General features: G+C 62.7%; 16 protein-coding genes. 10 read left to right on the top strand and 6 right to left on the bottom strand.

Features of this window, described 5'->3' with window-relative positions:
* Positions 1–36: 36 nt before the first annotated feature.
* Complete coding sequence (locus JQ597_RS13535) at positions 37–1,173, bottom strand: YadA family autotransporter adhesin (RefSeq protein ID WP_212264773.1); 1,137 nt, start codon at positions 1,171–1,173, stop codon at positions 37–39.
* A gap of 332 nt (positions 1,174–1,505) precedes the next feature.
* Here JQ597_RS13535 and JQ597_RS13530 point away from each other — a divergent pair, with 332 nt between their 5' ends.
* The 3 genes from JQ597_RS13530 (at position 1,506) to JQ597_RS13520 (ending at position 4,156) form a co-directional block, all read left to right on the top strand.
* Entirely contained in the window at positions 1,506–2,495 is a 990-nt protein-coding gene (locus tag JQ597_RS13530; protein WP_212264772.1) for an AraC family transcriptional regulator, read from the top strand.
* Between the two features lie 211 nt (positions 2,496–2,706).
* Positions 2,707–3,840 (top strand): autotransporter outer membrane beta-barrel domain-containing protein, encoded by a 1,134-nt coding sequence (locus JQ597_RS13525; RefSeq protein ID WP_212264771.1) that lies wholly within the window; start codon positions 2,707–2,709, stop codon positions 3,838–3,840.
* Between the two features lie 139 nt (positions 3,841–3,979).
* Positions 3,980–4,156 carry a hypothetical protein gene (locus tag JQ597_RS13520; protein WP_212264770.1) on the top strand — a complete coding sequence of 59 codons (177 nt, stop codon included), beginning with the start codon at positions 3,980–3,982 and terminating at the stop codon, positions 4,154–4,156.
* Between the two features lie 9 nt (positions 4,157–4,165).
* Here the strand turns inward: JQ597_RS13520 and rnd are convergent, their stop codons facing one another.
* Together rnd and JQ597_RS38085 are read right to left on the bottom strand one after the other, a co-directional pair.
* Entirely contained in the window at positions 4,166–5,323 is a 1,158-nt protein-coding gene (gene rnd, locus JQ597_RS13515) for a ribonuclease D (protein ID WP_212264769.1), read from the bottom strand.
* 210 nt (positions 5,324–5,533) lie between these two features.
* A complete protein-coding gene (locus JQ597_RS38085; RefSeq protein WP_283813420.1) occupies positions 5,534–5,659 on the bottom strand; it encodes a hypothetical protein in 126 nt (41 codons plus the stop codon).
* 233 nt (positions 5,660–5,892) lie between these two features.
* On the opposite strand from JQ597_RS38085, the gene JQ597_RS13510 reads away from it, so the two are divergent.
* On the top strand, positions 5,893–6,588 hold the full coding sequence (locus JQ597_RS13510) for a hypothetical protein (protein ID WP_212264768.1): 696 nt from the start codon (positions 5,893–5,895) through the stop codon (positions 6,586–6,588).
* A 191-nt stretch (positions 6,589–6,779) separates the two neighbouring features.
* Here JQ597_RS13510 and JQ597_RS13505 read toward each other — a convergent pair whose 3' ends face one another.
* Entirely contained in the window at positions 6,780–8,975 is a 2,196-nt protein-coding gene (locus JQ597_RS13505; protein WP_212264767.1) for a PAS domain S-box protein, read from the bottom strand.
* Positions 8,976–9,313: 338 nt separating this feature from the next.
* On the opposite strand from JQ597_RS13505, the gene JQ597_RS13500 reads away from it, so the two are divergent.
* Entirely contained in the window at positions 9,314–10,603 is a 1,290-nt protein-coding gene (locus JQ597_RS13500) for an ABC transporter substrate-binding protein (protein ID WP_249135714.1), read from the top strand.
* 186 nt (positions 10,604–10,789) lie between these two features.
* Here JQ597_RS13500 and JQ597_RS37625 read toward each other — a convergent pair whose 3' ends face one another.
* The gene (locus JQ597_RS37625; RefSeq protein WP_249147836.1) at positions 10,790–11,221 is read right to left on the bottom strand and encodes a hypothetical protein; all 432 of its coding nucleotides are present in this window, start codon (positions 11,219–11,221) and stop codon (positions 10,790–10,792) included.
* 80 nt (positions 11,222–11,301) lie between these two features.
* On the opposite strand from JQ597_RS37625, the gene JQ597_RS13490 reads away from it, so the two are divergent.
* Positions 11,302–11,460, top strand: a complete 159-nt coding sequence (locus tag JQ597_RS13490; protein WP_212264765.1) for a hypothetical protein — start codon at positions 11,302–11,304, stop codon at positions 11,458–11,460.
* 185 nt (positions 11,461–11,645) lie between these two features.
* Here the strand turns inward: JQ597_RS13490 and JQ597_RS13485 are convergent, their stop codons facing one another.
* Positions 11,646–14,282 (bottom strand): VCBS domain-containing protein, encoded by a 2,637-nt coding sequence (locus JQ597_RS13485; protein WP_212264764.1) that lies wholly within the window; start codon positions 14,280–14,282, stop codon positions 11,646–11,648.
* Between the two features lie 288 nt (positions 14,283–14,570).
* On the opposite strand from JQ597_RS13485, the gene JQ597_RS13480 reads away from it, so the two are divergent.
* From JQ597_RS13480 to JQ597_RS13465, 4 genes are all read left to right on the top strand, one after another.
* The gene (locus tag JQ597_RS13480) at positions 14,571–15,224 is read left to right on the top strand and encodes a FecR family protein (RefSeq protein WP_212264763.1); all 654 of its coding nucleotides are present in this window, start codon (positions 14,571–14,573) and stop codon (positions 15,222–15,224) included.
* 44 nt (positions 15,225–15,268) lie between these two features.
* Positions 15,269–16,129, top strand: a complete 861-nt coding sequence (locus tag JQ597_RS13475) for a tetratricopeptide repeat protein (protein ID WP_212264762.1) — start codon at positions 15,269–15,271, stop codon at positions 16,127–16,129.
* A gap of 140 nt (positions 16,130–16,269) precedes the next feature.
* Positions 16,270–17,241: an ABC transporter substrate-binding protein gene (locus JQ597_RS13470; RefSeq protein WP_212264761.1), complete on the top strand. Its 972-nt coding sequence runs from the start codon at positions 16,270–16,272 to the stop codon at positions 17,239–17,241.
* Between the two features lie 34 nt (positions 17,242–17,275).
* Positions 17,276–19,073, top strand: a 1,798-nt coding sequence (locus JQ597_RS13465; RefSeq protein WP_249147832.1) for an adenylate/guanylate cyclase domain-containing protein, incomplete at its 3' end; no start/stop codon positions are given.

The raw sequence follows: 19,073 nt of genomic DNA, 5'->3' as shown, positions 1-19,073 counted from the left end.
GTTCGTCGACTTCGCCGCATCGCTGAATATCGCTGCTCAGAATTCAGCGGCCATGCCGACACGGCCGATATGTTCGGTGCCGCCGCCGTTCGAATAGCTGCCGAACAGCACGGTCGGCGCCGGGGTGTTGAGGCGATACGCAAGCCCGAGGCCCGCGCCATAGGCGCCCCGATAGGCGCCGCCGGTCGCCGATACCGTGAGCTTGCCTGCGGCGGAAGGCATCACGACGGGGGCGAGTGCTGCGCTGGCTGCGATGCCGCGGCGCGCTTCGGTGCGGTTGGCATCGACCTGGCTTTGCACGCCATTGAGCTGGGTTTGCAGCCCGGTGACCTGACTTTGCAGGCCGGTAACCTGGCTCTGCAGCCCGGTGGCCTGGGTCTGCAGCCCCGCGGCCTGCGACTGGAAATTCGCCGTCGCGCTGTTGAGCTGGCTGATATTCGCAGCGTCCGTCGCGCTGACGCCGGCGGCGACATTGGTGACGCGCCGCTCATTGCCGGCGGAGCCGACGGAGACCGTATTGGCGGCGGTGGCGGTCGAATTGGCGCCGATTGCGACGGAGTTGGTGGCGGTGGCGGAGGCGTTGACGCCGACCGCAACGGCGCCGGTCGCCGTGGCGTTGGCGCTGGTGCCAAATGCCGCGCTGTTGACCCCCGATGCGGCACTGTTGGCGCCGGCGGCCACGCTGTTGGTTCCGGATGCGGTGCTGTTGTAGCCCAACGCCGCGCTTTCCTGGCCGCCGGCATTGGCGCCGCGGCCGACCGCCGTCGCGCTGGCGGCGCCTGCCGTCGCGTCGGTGCCGAAAGCCGCGGCATAATTGAAGTTTGCGGTTGCGCCCGTGCCAAAGGCCGAAGCACTGGTGGCGGTCGCACTGGCACCGGTACCGACCGCCACGCTTTCGCCGGCAGCGGTATTGGCGTTTGCGCTCGACCCGATCGCGATCGAGCCGGTGGTGCTCGATGCGTTGACGCCGATGGCGATCGAACCGGCGCCGGTGGCGTGCGCTCCGAGGCTGCCGGTGCCGCTCGCTGCAATCGCGCCAACGCCGGTGGCGAACGCGTTGTTGACCTCGGCGCCGCTGTAGGTGACGCCGTCCTCGGCGGCAAGCGCGCTCGAGATCGGCAATGCCATGGCGCCAATCAATGCGAGGATCGCAGGCGTTGCAAACTTGATCATAAATACCCCTGAAATTTCCTGTCTCCCGCAGGGCTTATTCGACTGAGGGCAAACCGTCGTATCCCCGGCGGCATTGGTTATGAACAGGATGGCACCGGCCAGGCAATTTCATCTGATGTTGCGGATGCGTCACAGGAAAGCGGCGGCGGCGACGGGAAAACATGAACTGCATGGCGCTAACGGCACCTCAGGGGAGCGCCTCGATGCGCAGCGATCGCTCGGTATCGGTGTTCACGCGATGTTTGTGCGTTGAACTTTATCTTCTGGCCGCTGACCTATGATGAAGCCAGCCGCGTGGGACCCAAGAACATCATGGATGACGCAAGAACAGTATGAATAAGGTCGTTTTCTCTACCGATGATTTGTCCACTGAACTCGACGACAACGGGCGGTTCAAGCTCTGGAGAGAGCTTCATAGCGACCTCTATTGCGCGTTCGACTATTCAAGGCTCAACGACTCCCTGTTTTCGGCGCGCTATCAATTCTCCCAGTACGGAAACGTGAGGACCAGTCGGTTCAGCAGCGGTGCGATCAATGGGTTAGCGCGAACGCCGCGGCACATCGCGAACGACACCACTGAACTCTTTGCCTTCACGTTCAATCATGCCCGCGAATCGGTATCGATACGATGCGAGCTGACGAACCGTGAATGCATCATGGCGCCTGGCGGGGCAACATTTTATACCGCAGACAACGCAGGCATATGTCAAAGCAAGGCCGGGTTGAAATCGACGACCGTCGCAGTGGCACGCCAAAATCTCATTGAACTGGTTGCCGATCCGGACGATCTCATTCTCAGTCAATTCGACCTGAACAATCCGACGCTCCGGCATCTGGCGCGATATCTCGACATCATCCAGGAGCCGAACGACGATGGCGGCAATCCATTGGATGCGCACATCGAGACGACCTTTCTGGATCTCTTTGCGCTCGCGCTCGGCGCACGCCGCGACGTGACTGAAGTTGCCCGCAACCGCGGGCTGCGCGCTGCCCGCCTGCAAGACGTTCTCCTCACGATCCGGAAAGGATTCTCCGATCCGGCCTTCTCGTCGGAACGGGCGGCCCGCGCTCTCGGCGTATCGCGCCGCTATGTCAACGACCTGCTTTCCGAGACCGGCAACTCCTTCGCCGCGCGCGTCCTGGAGTTGCGCCTGCAAAAGGCACGCATGATGCTGGCCGATCACCGCAACGATCGCCTCAAGATCGACGAGGTCGCGTTCGCCTGCGGCTTCAACGAGGTGTCGTATTTCCACCGCTGCTTCCGCCGCCGCTTCGGCGCGTCGCCGGCGCAATATCGTGGCAGTGGGGGCGGGGACGCCTAGTTCCGTTTCGCCCGTCTTGGACCAGGCCAGTGCCGCCCAGTGCCACCCAGTGCAAGGTACTGTGGCCGCCGAACAACAGCGGCTTCTATTCGGTCCCTGGTGAGGCCCGTAAGCGATTGACGCTGTGCACGAACTGGGCGCAAATCCGGGCTTGCTGACCGGCATGTCGTGCACTGTTTTCGAGCGGGCGCTTTCTTCGGGAATGAAATTGATGCGCTGCGCATCGCGAGCGGAGAGGATCGGGGGCGGTCGCGCTTTGGCGCGACTGGCGGCGATCGCGTTCGTGCTCGCGTTCGGCGTGTCTTCCGCGCAGGCACAGCTGACGCCGACACCGACCCCCACGCCAACACCGACGGCCTCGCCCGCACCATCGCCGTCCCCGACGCCGCAGATGATCAACTCAGCGGTGTCGTCGACCGCGACCATCACCAACCTCGGCAGCAATTTCCTGGAACGGTTCGGCACCACCAGCGGCTTCAGCCGCATGATGCGGACCAATCCCGGCGGCGGCGGCGCCTCCGAGGCTGCGGAAACACCGCGCTACCGGACCTGGTTCGAGGGCTATGGCATTTCGGCCAACAACGGTCCGCTCGGGTTTTTCGTCGGCGACACCCGCAAGACCTGGGGCGGCGTCGCCGGCATCGGCGCGCGCATCGCAACCGGCGTCAATGTCGGCTTCTCCGTCGACCAGAGCCGCACCGACATCGACGTGCCGCTGGCGTTGCAGTCGGCCAGGATCGACCTGACCCAGTTCGGCTTCAATGCCTCCGTGGATGCCGGGCCGTGGACCTGGGCCAGCGTGATCGTGCACGGTTTTGGCAACGTCAATTCGCGCCGCGATACCGGTTTGGGTTTCGCGACTGCCGGCTACAACGCCATGCTCGACGGCGTGCTGAGCGAAATCAGCTACTACTGGTCCAAGGACCAGTACCGCATCGTGCCCAAGGGCGCGGTCGAATATGTCCACGCCCAGACCGGAGCGTTCCAGGAGTTCGGCGGCCTCGATCCGGTGACGGCAACGGGCGCGACGGTGCAGCGCTTCCGCGTGCTTGTTGGTGCCGAGGTCGGGCATTACTGGATCTTCGATCAGAAGATTTTGGACCTGTCGGCCTATGGCAAGTTCGTCAACAACGTCGTGCAGAATTTCTCCGACACCACGGTGAGCCTCGGCGCCCAGAGCGTGACCTTCCAGGGCATCGGCGAAAGCCAGTACGGCGCGGATGCCGGCGCCTCGGCCTCGCTCAGCCTGACCAACACCGCGCGCCTCTACATCAACTACGACGCCAAATTCCGCGCCGCGATGCAGTCGCATCAGGGCACGTTCGGCCTTGAGCTGAAGTGGTGATTTTTCCTTCTCCCTCGCAAGCGGGGTCGAGACGAGCGAAGCTCGCTCGTAGAGGTTAGGGAAGCCGTGGAGCGGCTGGCGTCATTGAAACAACGCGCCTTCGCGCGTACAATTTCTCGCTCACCGTGGAGAAATCGAAATGGCGAACAAAGACGGCCATGGGCAAGCCAGCGACCCGCGTGAATTGACGCTCGATGAGCTCGACAACATCTCGGCCGGGCACGGCGTTGTCATCCCGCCTCAGGGCTTCGACAAACTCGAAACCCAATCGCCACCGCCGAAGCCGGTGAACCCGGTAGGAACCAAGATTATTTAGGCCGCGCGCCTAAACCGCCTTATCCCGATCGACCCTGACCACGCGGCCTTTTTCGATCGCGAGCGCCAGCCTGCCGTGCTTCAGCGACAGCGCCGCTTCGCCGAACAATTCGCGGCGCCAGCCATGCAGTGCGGCGACGTCGGCCTGATCGTCGGCCGCGATCTGTTCGAGATCGTCGACGGTCGCGATCACCTTGCTGGCCACCGCATGACGCTCCGAGGTCATTCGCAGCAGCACCTTCAGGAGTTCGACGATCGCAGCGCCATTCGAATTGCCGCGCGGCTTTTCGAGCTTCGGCAAGGTCGCAGGATCGCGCGCGATGCCGCGTTGTACGGCGGCGACGATGTCGCTGCCCCATTTGGAGCGGTCGAAACCCTTCGGCAGCGAGCGCAGATTGGCGAGACGCTCCAGCGAGGTCGGCGCATGGGTGGCGATGTCGCCGACCGCGTCGTCCTTCATCACGCGGCTGCGCGGCACGTCGCGGCTCTGCGCTTCCTGTTCGCGCCAGGCTGCGACTTCCATCAGCACGGCCAATTCCTTGGGCTTGCGCACCCGCGTCTTCAGCCGCTCCCAGGCGCGCTCGGGATGGAAATCATAGGTCTTTGGCGAGGTCAGGACTTCCATCTCCTCGCTGACCCATTCGCTGCGGCCGCGCTTCTTCAAATCGGCGTCCAGCGCCGCGAACACGTCGCGCAAATGGGTGACGTCGGAGACCGCGTAATGCATCTGGTCTGCGGTCAGGGGCCGGCGCGACCAGTCGGTGAAGCGATGCGTCTTGTCCGGGCGGTGGCCGGTGATGCGCTCGACCAGCGCGTCATAGGCGATGCTGTCGCCATAGCCGAGCACCATCGCTGCCACCTGCGTGTCGAAGATCGGGTGCGGAATGGTGCCGGACTGGTGCCAGACGATCTCGATGTCCTGCCGCGCGGCATGGAACACCTTCAGGACCGCCTCATTGCCCATCAATTCGAAGAACGGCTTGAGGTCGATGCCCTCGGCCAGCGTGTCGATCACGACGGCTTCGTCCGCGCTGGCCATTTGCACGACGCAGAGCAGGGGATAATAGGTCGTCTCGCGGAGGAACTCCGTGTCGACGGTGATGACCGGGTGCTTGGAGAGGCGATCGCAGGCAGCCGCGAGGTCGGAAGTGGTGGTAATCAGATCCATGAACAGTCCATGACGCTTACGACAGGCGTTCGGCCGAAAGCGCTGGTATGTCAAGGGTCTTTGGGCAAATTTTGGCCCGGAATAGGAGGCAAAGCACCGCTTTCTGCGTGCGCTTTGCGGCAGGACGCGCTTGGGGCGAGCCCTGCAAACGGTGGTTCCGGCCAAGGATCCCAGGTCGAAGCCAGGTCGAAGCCAGGCTGGCCGGAAGAATTACTCGTAGCGGGCGCGCTTCGACGGCCGGCGCCCCGAGGGCAGTGCGAGTACGATGAGGCAGAGCGCGACCATCATCAGCCCGATGAATTCGATGGCAAAGACGTTCAACGAAAAGCCGTCCACGGCAATCACTCCCCAGTACGGTCGTTAGAATTGTCGGGAGTGGATTGAGGGGATGTTAATCGAAATGGTTAAGCGCCGGGTCCGTCCGGCAATGGTGGATGGGCGCTTAAGAAGTGGGTTAACGGGGCGGAGGCGAATGCAACTTTGGGGCGAGGCGAATTGTCAATGAAGCTGCGCCATGTATGGGCGATGGAAGGGCAGACAGTCTCGCTCACATCGCATGGGCTATTTGAGTGAAACGGCTGGGCATTACGATCTTGCTGATCGCCGGCGTTGTCGTGCTCTGGATGACGGCCTTTCCGAGCGTCACCGTACGATATCGCTTGACGCTTGAAGTGGAGTTGAACGGCGAACGAAAAACCGGTTCGAACGTCAGCGAGGTCTCCTACCGGAAGAATCCACAATTCCTGGGCGCTTCCGCCAGTATGGTTGCGGAGGTTCGTGGTGAGGCCGTTTGGGTCGATCTGGGTGAGCGCGACACCTTGCTCGCGCTGCTCGCGCCGGGCGGGGATCAGCGGAGGCCGGAGTACGTCCTGCCGGTCCTCTACGGTGTTACGAGCGGGGGTGTCGGGGTGGAAGAACTCGGCCGTATTGGCGCGTTGGAGGGCCGGCGCGAGGTCCCGCTCGGGTCAGTGCCACCCATGGTGAGGCTTCGAAACGTGAATGACCCGAAGAATGTGGAATTGGTTGCCCCGGCGGGACACGGATTGAAGCTGGTGCGAGCGACGATTGAAATCGTCGATGCCGGATATTCGCCGCTAAATCAGATCGGCCTTTCCGGCGTTCCGATTTCTCACAAGCTCCGGGATGAAATTCCATGGCTGGACGACAGTTCGGGCACAGAAACATTTTGGCGATCTCTCTACGGCGCGGGATTTCAATCGAATGGGTCGGTCGAGCCTCGCAGGCTCTTGATTAGCGGACGCTGAAAAGGATGGGCGGAGCCCTTTGCGAAACCCAATCCCCTTGGTAAGCGAGCCCGCACGAGCGCAGCGGTATGCGGAATGAGATCTCGGTAAGGAAGCGGACGAGGGAAGCGGGCTGTTGGGCTTCCGCTAACGCCCGCGATCGCAGCAGGCGCTTTCGCCGCCGAGGACGGCTCGCTCCCCGGACCAGCATTTCATACCGCCTGCATTGGGCCGGCGTGCTCGGCAGCAGCGGTCTCTTCGCGTTCCAAGGGCAGGGTGAAATGAAAGGCGGCGCCGCAAGGTTTATTCGCGTCGGCCCAAATCCGTCCCCCTTGCGCTTCGATGATCGAACGGCAGATGCTTAGTCCCATGCCGAGGCCACTGGATTTGGTGGTGAAGAATGCGTCGAAGAGGTGCTCGAGGCTCGCCGGATCCAGTCCCGGACCGGTATCCCGCAAGCTGACGTGCACGCCGTTCGAGGCATCTGCGGCAGTGCTGATCAGCAACTCCCGCGTCCCCTCGCTGGCGCCGTTCATCGCTTCGATGGCGTTGATGATCAAGTTGAGGATCACCTGTTGCAGCTGGACCCGGTCCGCCTGAATGAGCGGCAAGCCATCTGCGAGTTGCGTCCGCACCCAGACGCCGTTCTGTACTGCTTCGCCGCGGGTCAGGGCTATGACCTCGAGGATCGCCTGGTTGATCTCCAGGCTCTCCTTCCGCGGCGGAGCTTTCTTGATGAGGGCCCGGATCCAGCCGATGACGTCGCCGGCACGCTTGCCGTCACCCGTGATCTGACCGAGGATCTGCCGAACCTCGCCGAGGTTCGGTGGCTGAGCGCCTAGCCAGCGCAAGGCCGCCTGGGCGTTGAGCACGGTCGCAGCGATCGGCTGGCTGACTTCATGGGCGACCGAGGCCGTCAGCTGGCCCATCGTGGCGACGCGATTGGCGTGGGCGAGTTCCGACTGCGCGGAGCGCAAGGCTTCTTCGGCCCGCTTGCGTTCGGTGATGTGCCGTCCGACGCCGCGGTAGCCGACGAAGCGCCCCGTCTCGTCAAACATCGGCAGCCCCGAGACGGACACGTAACGCTTGCTGCCGTCGGGGGCAGGGCGCGCGAGCTCGAAATCACGGAACGGCAGGTGGGCATCGAGCATCTCCCGGTGCTTGCGCCAGGCCTCTGCGTCAGGCTCCAGGTAAGGCACTTCCCAGCGCGTCTTCCCGAGCTCGGCGCCCCACGCCGGTGCATCGGTAAGGCTCTCCGCGAACTCCTGGTGCGTAAAGCGATGCTGCGTGTCGGTCTCCCAGTACACATCGAACGAGAATTGCACGAGGGTGCGAAAGCGCTCTTCGCTCTGCCGCAGCGCCTCTTCCGCCCGCTTGCGCTCGGTCAGATCGAGGACAAAGCCAACACCTTGATTTGTACCTTCTTCGAACATCGCCCCGCCGATCAGCACGTGGACGCGGCTTCCGTCCTTCCGCAAGTACGCTTTCTCGAACGGTTGGGCCGTCCCGATCCGCTTCAGCTCTGCCACGGTACGCGCGTCGCGGTCGCGCCATTCCGGCGGTGTCAGGGATGTCCGGTGCAGGCGACCCGCGGTGAGGTCCTCCCGGGAATATCCCACCATGCGGAGAAACTCGTCATTGGCCTCAAGAATGCGCCCGTCGACTTCCCAGATGATGATCCCGATGATGTTGGCGTCGACCAGGCGCCGGATCTTCCTGTCACGCTCTTCGATTTCGCTCTGGAGCTGGACATTCTCCTCTGTCGCTTTTCGCCGGCGCCTCGCTTCGAACCGTGCGAGCGCCAGCGCTGCCCCTGCCAGGACCGCGACAACGACGACAGCCGTAGCGATCAGCCAGGCTTTGCGCTGTTCGAGTGCCTTGGCGCGCCTCTCTTGATCCACGCGCAGGAAGCGCTCGTGGTCCACCATCTGGTCGATTTGCGACCGGATCTCGTCCAGGCTGCGGATCATCGCCAGCGCTGCCGGCCCAGAACTGGTTCGGGCAGTATTGACGATGTCATCGATCTCGCGCAGCTTTGCTGCAACGGTCAGCGCCAGATGTCCCGCACGATGGTTCTGCAATGGATCGCTCGCTACCAGAGCCTGGAGCGCGTGGGCGTCGCGGCGCACGCTTTCGTCGGAGACGCCGTAGGCCTTGAGATATGAGGGGTCCAGAGTCAGCAGATACCCGCGCCTTTGGGCCTCCACGTCGGCGATGACTGTCCGCAGCCGATCCAGCGTCTCGAGCACCTGGCGACCACGCTCGAACAAGAGATCTGCCGCTTGTCGCTCCTGCCAATATCTGAAGCCGAGAAACCCGGTCGCGACAACCACAGTTAGAAGAACCGCGACCACCAGCGCCAGCGGACGAGCAAACCACCGAGAGGACTGGCTTAGAGTGACTGACATTGGCCTGCTTCGATGCTCGCGTGAGCGATTATTTTCTGATGCCGACGCAGAACATTGCTAGTATAATGAAAACATAGCCGCGGTCCGCGGGATGCGACGGGAACCGGCAAGCTCCACCGTGCAGATTACACGCAAGGGGCCAGAACGTCACGGGTAAGGCCCCGACCGCTTGTTGTGAAGGCAGATCCCCCGGCAGGAGCAACCACATGGCTCCAAACCACTTGTCTCCAAACCATTTGGCTCCAAACCACTTGGCTACAGGTGAAAAGTTTCCGAGCAGTCCAAGCTCGGCCAGCCGGCGGAGCTTCGTCAAAGGATTGGGCGCGGCGGGGGCGACATTGCCGGCCCTCGCCATGCTGCCGCGGTGGGGTTTTGCGGAGGATGCCGCCGCGAGCTATGCCAGGGCTGCGATTGATTGGAAGCAATTTGCGGGGCAGACGATCACGCTCGCGGGAGCAATTCATCCCTGGTCGAACGCGATCACTCCGCTTTTGTGGGACTTCACCAAGCTCACCGGTATCATCGTCGCTACCGACTTCCGGTTGGAGACCGCGTATCTGGGCGCACTGCCGATACAGCTCAACCGTGGCAGCAGCACCCCCGACGTCTTCATGTGGACGACCTATGGCCAGGGCATCGCGGCAGGATGGCTCGAGCCGCTGAACGGCTATTATTCCGACAAGTCGCTGACTGATCTCGGCTGGTACGACGAGAGCGACCTTCTCAAGACCGCCCGCGCCTTTCCGCTGTGGTCGGACCGCGAACGTTACGCCGTCCCGATCACCTCCGAGGCGGTGACCTTGTTCCTCAACGGCGATGCGCGGGCAGCCAAGAATCTGCCGGTTCCCCAGACTTTCGAAGAACTGCTTGCCGGCGCCAAGACGCTCAAGACCAACGAGATGTCCGGGATTGCCATGCGGGCGCAGGCCGGCGGCAATTCGTCCGTGCCGGCCATGAGCTTCGTGTTCTCTTACGGTGGGCACATGGTCAAGGACAAGAAGGCCGCGTTCGCGAGCCCGGAGGCGATCGCGGCCGTCGAGATGTTCGGACAGCTGCTCAGCCAGGCCGGGCCGGTCGGCGTCGGCAGCTATGAATGGTACCACGTATTGGACGACTTCCTGCAGGGAAGGACGGCAATGGCCATCGACAGCAGCAACTTTGCGACCGACATCTCCAACCCGGCCAAGAGTCGCGTGACGAGGCAGGCTGAGTTTGCAGCTTTTCCGCATGCAGCCGGGCACGCATCCGTTCCCTTCATGTCGCACTGGCAGGCGTGCATCAATTCCAAATCGCGAAACAAGCGGGCCGCTTTCCTGTTTCTGATGTGGGCGACAAGCAAGGCGACCTCGCTGCAGACCGCAGCGGCGGGGCTCGCGACGACACGCCTGTCGGCCTGGTCGAGCGAGGGCTTCAAGAAGGCGTTCGGCCCGCAGGCCGCCGCAGCGGCGCTGACCAACTTGCAAAATGCCGACGTCGACCGCGCGAAGGCTATACTTTTCCATCCGCAATCGAGACCCATCATGGACGCCTTCATGATCGGCGTGAATGAAGTCGTCTCGGGAGCGAAATCGGCGAAGATTGCCATGACCGCCGCCGCCGAGAAGGCCAATGCGGTGATGCGCGGATAGTCAAGTCGGCTTTTGGGTTGCGGGCGCCCGGCATTCCCCACGCCCTCCATCAGGCGAGAGATTTGCAAAACCCGGGCGCGACGCGCGTTCGGCGAACGCTTGTCGCTCCACCCGTCCTACGGACTGCAGCATGGGTGGAAGCTTTGGCACTAACGCCGGCCGGAAAAAATATAGTGCCGCTCGGCGTCAATCCGTTCCGCCGTGAAAGCTGTCCATCCAATACCGCGTCTGTGCGTCGGTCCAACCGGGAACGGCATAGCCCTTGGTGGCAGCAACAGGTTGGGCCGAGCGCGACTGGCCCGCAGGCGATTTGGAGTGCTGCACCTTTGCGGCGTTGGCAGAAGCACAGAGGGCGATCAAAAGGCCCAAGGCCAAAACAGCGCGCATTACATTTGCTCCAGGCAAACCGTATTGTGCGAGGTAATGCGCGGGCCGAGCCGTCGCAATCCGTAGCGGCTTCACGATTCTGTGGCGTTTGCGCCAAAACAGGTTGCGCCCTTCGCTGGCGGCCAAGGCCTGCGCGGGATCAAGATGGTGCGACAGCATCACGGATTCCGGTTTGATCGGGCCGTGCTCTACACCCGTTCCACCCACCGACTTGAGTGTGATGTCCGACACAGCGGCCTGGCGCGCCGCGGACTATCGATCTCTTACGAGTGGCGGGGACAGTCCTTCCACCGACAACGGGAGAGACTGATATGACAAAGCTGAACACTGAAGCGCGCGAACTGAATGCTGCCGAACTCGACTCCGTCTCGGGCGGATTCATCTGGATCCCGGTCGTCGTGGTTGCCTTCGCCACCGGCACCGCGATCCGCATGGGCATCGATGCGGTGGTCGACAAGGTCACCAAGTAAAAGCCACCAAGTAAAAGTCCTGCAGCGCCTTTCGGAGAAGCCTGGTTTCCTCGGAAGGCGCGCAGCGAGCAGCCTGCATCAGCGCAGCGATATACGGGATCCGTGTTTGCTGACTGTTTATCTCGCGCCTCGATGGGAATCGCCGGCATCTCCGGCACGACTTGACGCCACGGTTTCGGAAGCCATCACACCATCAGGTCGTGCGGCGCATGAAAAGCGGTGACGCTCGCCAACGGCTCCAGAGCGAAACCGAAATTGTCATCAGCGGGATTTCCTGACAGTGATTGCGCAAGCATTTGTGCTCCCGCCGACGTCGCCAGCTGTCCGTTGATTCCTGCGGCATCTTCGCTTTGGCTGATTGCAGCTTGGGCAAAGTCCACATCAAGGGGATCGATGACGTTTGAACCGCCAAAGCCGGAAATCTCGTCGTTGAACTGGAACGAGTCACCGGCGGCCGACGCCTTGAAGTCGAATCCGTCGCTGGTGCCGTAAATAGTGATCTTCACCACCTGGGCGGTGCCGTCGATGGTTGTGACCGTGAAGCTGTCGCAAAGGGTGTCGCAGCTATTGAGCGCCTCCACGGTGCAGTTCGCGTTGTCGAGCGTGTAGGTCCACACGCCGGCCGCCGTCATGGTGAAGGTGCCGTAGCCGCCCGCGCTCGCCTCCGGCCAGCAAACCTGCGTGAAGGTATTGGGCGTATTGTCAACGTCGGTGTCGGTGAGCGTGCCGCACGCGACCGGCTGGCCGTATTCATGACAAGCAGCCTCGATCACGCTACCGGCTGTGCTACCGGAAATGACAGCCGGGTCGTTGGCGCCCTGGATGGTGACCTTCACCACCTGGGCGGTGCCGTCGATGGTTGTGACCGTGAAGCTGTCGCAGAGCGTGTCGCAGCTATTGAGCGCCTGCACCGCGCCGTTGTTGTCGTCGACCGTGTAGGTCCACTTGCCATCCGCCGTCATGGTGAAGGTGCCATAGCCGCCCGCGCTCACAGTCGGCGCGCTGACGGCCGTAAAGGTATTGGGCGTATTGTCGATGTCGGTGTCGGTGAGTGTGCCGCACGCGGTCGCCTTGCCGTATTCATGGTGACCAGCCTCGGTCACCGACCCGGTTGTGGTGCCGTAGATGATGGCCGCGTCGTTCGTTCCCTGGATGGCGACCGTCACCACCTGCGCTGTGCCGTCGATGGTGGTCACGGTGAAGGTATCGGTCAGCGTGTCCCCGATGTTGAGTGCCTGCACCGCGTGGTCGCAATCGTCGAGTGCGTAGGTCCACACGCCGTCCGCCGTCAACGTGTAGCTGCCATGGCCGCCCGCGCTCGCGGTCGGCGAGTCAACCGGCGTGAAGCTGTTCGGCGTGTTGTCGACATCGGTGTCCGTAAGCGTGCCGGTCGCTCCCGGCGTGCCGTGCTCTGCGCTGTCCGCCTCGATCACCGCGCCGGCCGTGGCGCCGGAAATGACGGCCGCGTCGTTGGCGCCCTGGATGGTGACCGTGACCAATTTGGCGGTGCCGTCGACGGTGGTCACGGTGAAGGTGTCGGTCAGTGTGCCGCCGACATTGAGCGCCTGCACCGCGCTGTTGGTCTCGTCGAGCGTGTAGGTCCACACGCCATTCGCCGTTATGGCGAAGTTGCCGTAACCGCCCGCACTCGCAGTGGGCGTCTCGATCGCCGTGAAGGTATCGTGTGGATTGTCGACGTCGGTGTTCGTGAGCGTGCCGGTCACGGTCGGCATGCCCAGCGCGCGGTTGGCGACGCCACTGGCCTCGACCGTTGAACCGGTCGCGGCACCGGAAATGATGGCCGCGTCGTTGGCGCCGTTGATGGCTATCGTGAAGGTCTGGCTGGCTGCGAGCGTGCCGTCAGACACCGTGATGGTGAAGCTCGTGGTCGTCGGCTCCGTCAGCGCATTGATCGCGTGACTGTCCGGAACGAAAGTGTAATCGCCGGTCGTGCTGTCGACGTAAAGCGTGCCGTAGGGGCCCGTCTGCGAGACATCGAATGTCTCCCCATCCAGTACCGTGCCGCCGGCGGTCCCGCCGCTGATGCCGTAAGTCAGTGTGTCGCCGTTGGTAGTGCTGGCGACGAAAGTGCCGCTCGTCGCAGTGAAGGTGTCAAACGCCGAGGTGTCGATTTCGGTCGGCCCTGCCACGGCGTTCAGCGTCGGCGGGACAGGCGGGATGGCTGCGGTAATAATTTCGGTGACCGGGAAGTTGGGCACCGGCAGCGGCAGGAGCGAATCCCCCGCTGGGGTGAGGACGTCAGTCTCGATAAAATTGATCGGTTGCACCGGCAGCCGATCGACCAAAGGAGGTGTGCTCGACCCCGTTGACTCCATGCCTTTCGCAAGGGTGGCGAGCGCTTCCTGCTGGGCTGCCTGCAACTCCGCCATTCGCGAGGAGGAATTTGTCACCCGGCTGATATTGATCGAGGATCCTTCGGCGCGCAGGACGATTGTTTCGCCGGGATCCTCAACGAAGAAGTGCCGCGGGATGGGCTCCTTGGTCACAAGCTCGAAGCTTCCGTGCTCCATATCCTTGTAGGTTATGCTGCCGTCGTCCAGGAAAACGACATTCGGGTCCGCGGCTCCGGCTTCGTTCATCGTGGAGAAGGTCAGCGCTGTGAGCCACAGCATGCCGAACCGGGCGTGCGTGCGGCCAGTAATGGCAGGAAATGGTCTGTTGGCTTGGGGACAATCGCTCTTTGCCCCCTGGCCGAGGGGGCCGCTACGGGCTTCCGTCCGAACATTGCCGATGACGCGGGGAAGCCGCTCCGCTGCCGCGTTACGATCGTCCCCGGTTTCGGCGTGGGACCCTGTGAACATGAGTTCCGTCCCGGCCTGCCGCTGCCTGTTGCATTCAGGTCAAAACATTTGGCGCGGTCAGCCAAAGACTGACCGTCGAAATCTCCTGTGCCAAAATAGCCCAATCCAGTGGGAGAGATTATGAAAGTCTTCACAAAGCCGGCGACGCAAAAGGGGTACTCCTTTTGGGGGAGGTGGCGCGAAGCGGCCGGTCCGGCATAATATCCAATCGCATCCATTTTGCCCTGGCCGGCGGTTCAAGGAACCGGTGTGGCCGCGCGAACGAGATTTGCTCGGGAAGGGCCGATCATGTGCAACCATAAGATTGCGGTTTTGCTGACAGGCTTCGCTCTGGCGATCGCCGGATCTTTCCCGGGCCCGGCCCAGGCGCAACGCGGTTCTGCGACGCCCGCGGTTCAGGATGTCGCGTCCAAACCGATTGGAAAAGTCGTTGTCGCGACAGGTTCGGTCACCATCGAACGTGCCGGTGCGACCGTCATTCAGGTTCGTGCCGACGCTCAAGCCGCGCAGGCGAAGGTTGGTGATGTCGTCTATGAGGGCGATGTGGTCGCGACCGGCGCCGACGGCCGGGTCGGCATTACTTTTACGGATGGCACAGCATTCAATCTGTCGAGCAACGCGCGCATGGCCTTGAGCGAGTTCGTGTATGACCCAAACGGGAAGTCCAACAAGACCTTGCTCAGTCTGACCAAGGGAACCTTCACGTTTGTTGCCGGCCAGGTCGCCAAGACCGGCGATATGAAGGTCGATACCCCCGTCGCCACAATGGGGATTCGAGGCACTACGCCACACGTCGAAATGTCGGACGACGGGACATTCAAGTTTTCCACCCTCATTGAAGAGGGCAAGAGCAAGGTCACGCGAAAGCCGGGGAGACCGGCGGCGGCGCCATCCGAACCAACGCCTCCCGGATCAAATCTGAAAATTTGTCGGGGGTGCTAGGGCGGTCGACCGTCGATCTCTCGTTCCAAAATCGGAAGCCTGACATGGAATCCAGCGCAAGCGGGCGCATTGTCCTCGGCCTGGCGCCGATCCTCGCCTTGCTGCTGTTCGGATCACCGGCGGCGGCACAGAACCCGAAGCCGGATGGCTATCTCGGGAATCTCGAATTGTGCAACGGTTCGCATCGCGCGTCGCTCGAGCGTCGGATCAATGCTTGCACGGCGCTTATCGGATCGGGTCAACTCACGACGGCAGCCCTGGCTGTTGCCTATAACAATCGTGGCAATGCCTATGCCTCAAGGAGCGACTACGACCGCGCCATCCCTAATTTCGATGCCGCGATCAAGCTCAATCCCGGCGATGCCAAGCCGTTCAACAACCGGGGTGTAATTTACCTGAAAAAGGGCGAATACGACCTCGCCATCCAATCTCTCGATCAGGCGATCAAGCTCAATCCCAACTACGGCAGAGCCTTCGCCAACCGTGCGGGAATCTACCTGAAGAAGCACGCGTACGACCGCGCGGCGCGGGACTATGACGAGGCGGTTCGCCTTCAGCCCGATCTGGCAGCCGGATGGAGCGGGCGGTGCTGGACACGTGCTGTCCTCGGGGCGTTGGAAACCGCGCTGGCGGACTGCAACAAGGCGCTTCAGTCGGGACCGAACAATGCCGAAACGTACGACTCGCGTGGGCTGGTCCATCTGAAGATGGGCCAGCTCGACGCGGCGATCGATGATTATGATTCTGCGCTGCGAACCGAGCCGAAGCTGGCGAGCGCGCTCTATGGGCGCGGGCTTGCCAAGCTCAGGAAGGGCGACAAGGCCGGCAGCGATAGCGATATCTTGGCGGCCAGGACCATCCAGGCCGGCATCGGCGATCACTTCACGCGCTATGGGGTGGAGTAGGGACGTCGCAGCTGGAACCTTGGGCCGAGGACGCCCCGGCACCCCGAGCCGCCCAAAAAAGGGAAAAATCAAGGTTATCTGCAGCTCATCTGAATGCCGGCTCGAAGCTTGGAAAGCCGGATTGGGCCATGGTGGCCAGCATGAAACGAAGAGATTTCATAACGCTTGTCGGTGCTGCGATGGCTTGGCCGGTCGCCGCACTGGCTCATGATCCAACAAGGATCTATCGCATTTTCTGGGTTTCCACCGGGTCCCAGCCCGACCCGTTCCTCGACGGGTTCCGCGAAGGATTGCGCGCGCGGGGCTATGTCGAGGGCAAGAACGTTGCCCTGGAATTGCACTATGCGCCCGGCAATCCGCAGGCGCTGCGCGAGGTGGTATCGAACGTTCGCCGCGGCAACGTCGACCTTGCCGTGTCGAGCGGCCCCGCGACCCGCGCGCTGACGGAGGTAACGGATGTTCCGGTCCTGTTTGCCCTGAGCGGCGACCCGGTGGCGCTCGGCCTCGTCAAGAGTCTCGGGGAACCGGGCGGCAATTTCACCGGCTCGACCTTCCTGTCGCTTGATGTGGCGGGAAAGCGGGTGGAGCTGCTGAAGGAAATCTTTCCAACCCTGCGCTCCCTGGCAGTACTTTCGAATTCCCTTCATCCGGGCGAACAGTCGGAGTGGCGCGCGACCCAGGACGCCGCCCGTCAGCTCGGCATTACGCTGCTTTATGTGCCCTTTGCCGGCGCGAACGAGCTGGACCACGCGCTTGGACTGGTGGGTGACGCACACCCGGATGGGTTGCTCGTCTTTCCGGATGTTCTCACGCTGGTGCACCGCGCCAAGATCGCCCAGTTCGCCATCAAGCATCGGCTGCCTTCGATGTTCGGATGGAGCGAGTATTGCGACGCGGGCGGGCTTATCAGCTATGGCGCGAACCAGCGCGCGACCTATTTCGCGCTTGCGACCTACGCCGACCGGATCCTGCGCGGCGAAAGCCCCGCCACGCTTCCCGTTGTGCAACCGACCAAATTCGAGCTGGTCGTCAATCTCAGGACGGCTGAGCAACTCGGCATCGACCTGGACAAATCCTCCATCCTGTTTCGCGCCAACAAGGTGATCGAATGAGGCCGGCACATCTCATCGTGACTTGGAGCTCCAGTTGCCGGGCGCCATCAGCGTGACCCGGCCGCGCCGCTCCCTGTTCGTCAAATACTTCATCACACTGTTTGTCGCAGTGGTGGTGCCGCTCACACTTGGCTCCGTGATCGAAGCCTGGTTCGCCTTTCGCGACCATCGTCTTCATCTCAATGAAGTGCTTCAGATCGAGGCGCGCGCTGCAGCCGACCGGATCCAGACCTTTACCGATGGCATACGCGATCAGCTCGGCTGGCTCGTGCAGTTTCCCTGGACCCAGGGCGAGGACGACCGGCGCAGGGTCGACGGGCTGCGGCTGCTGCAGCAGGTGCCGGCGATCGTTTCGGTGTCGCTGGTTGACCCGGCCGGCACCGAACGCGTGTTCGTATCCAGGATGAGTCTGAACCGGACCGGTCGAGGTACGGACATGTCTAGTGATCCCGCGGTGGTGGGAGCGCGCGCGAACCGGGTCTGGTACGGTCCTGTGCGATATCAGCGCGATTCAGAGCCATACATGCGGATCGCCGTCGCGGGAAACCGCGCGGCCGCCGGAATTGTCGTTGCCGACATCAATTTGAAACTGATCTGGGATGTCATCGCGGCGATCAAGATCGGCAACACCGGCCACGCCCTTGTCGTCGATGACGGAGGACGCCTGATTGCCCACCCGGACATCAGCCTGGTGCTGCGCAGTGGCGCCGGGTCAGGCGAGTTCAGCCGGCTCAAATCGGTTGTGTCAGCTGCGAATGGGTCGGCGGTCGTCACCACAGGCGATGACGGGAGAGATTTCGTCGCGCTGTCGGTACCTGCCGCGAATGTGGGTTGGACCGTGATTGCCCAGCAGCCGATCGTGGAGGCGTTTGAATCCATGCGCGCGACGCTGTGGCGTTCCCTGATGTTCATCGCCATCGGAACCGTTTTTGCGCTGGTGCTCGCCTATTGGCGTGCATCCCGCATGTGGGTGCCGATCCGCAAGCTCGAGGAGGGCGCAGAACGGATCGGGATGGGACAGCTCGATCATCGCATCGCAATCGAAAGCCGCGACGAACTGGAGCAATTGGCAGTCCGATTCAACCAGATGGCGGAGGAGCTCGGGGCATCACAGCAGAAATCCGAGCGCATCAATCGCCTGAAGCAATTCCTTGCCCCACAGGTCGCCGAACTGGTGGAACACTCCGATCCGCGGCTGCTGGATGGACAGCGCCGTGACGTGGTTGCTATTTTCGGCGATCTGCGCGGCTTCACCGCGTTTTCCGCCCGCGCCGAGCCCGAGGCCATTCTGGCCGTGCTGAGGGAATATTACGAAGCCATTGGCGCGGTCACCGCACGCCATGCCGCCACCCTGATACGCTTCGCCGGTGACGGCGTGATGGTTCTGGTCAACGCGCCGGTCAGGTGCGAGGACCCGGCGCATTGCGGCATCAGGCTTGCGATCGACATGCAGGCCGCGGTGCAATCCCTTGCCAACAACTGGTCCGCCGGTGGCTGCACCGTGGGCTTCGGCGTGGGCATCGCGATGGGACCCGCGACCGTCGGTACCCTCGGCTATCACGGGCGTGTCGACTACACGGCGATCGGAAACGTCGTCAATCTGGCATCACGGCTTTGCAGTCTGGCTGACGACGCCGAGATACTGGTCGACCCCGTTGTCACCGAACAGGTGAGGGATCGCATCCCGCTGGCCTCGATCGGAAAGCAGCTGATCAAGGGTTACGATCATGCTGTCGAGGTGTTCGCCGTCGTTCGCAGCGATCCATCCGTCCGGCATCTTGGCTGTCAGCGCCAGCCTGCCTGCGTTCCATCCGTCGGGACGGGATTTGGCA

Source organism: Bradyrhizobium sp. AUGA SZCCT0177, from assembly GCF_018130125.1.
Classification (GTDB): Bacteria; Pseudomonadota; Alphaproteobacteria; order Rhizobiales; family Xanthobacteraceae; genus Bradyrhizobium.
The sequence above is the reverse complement of the archived record's forward strand: the minus strand, read 5'-3'. Positions and strand labels throughout refer to the sequence as shown.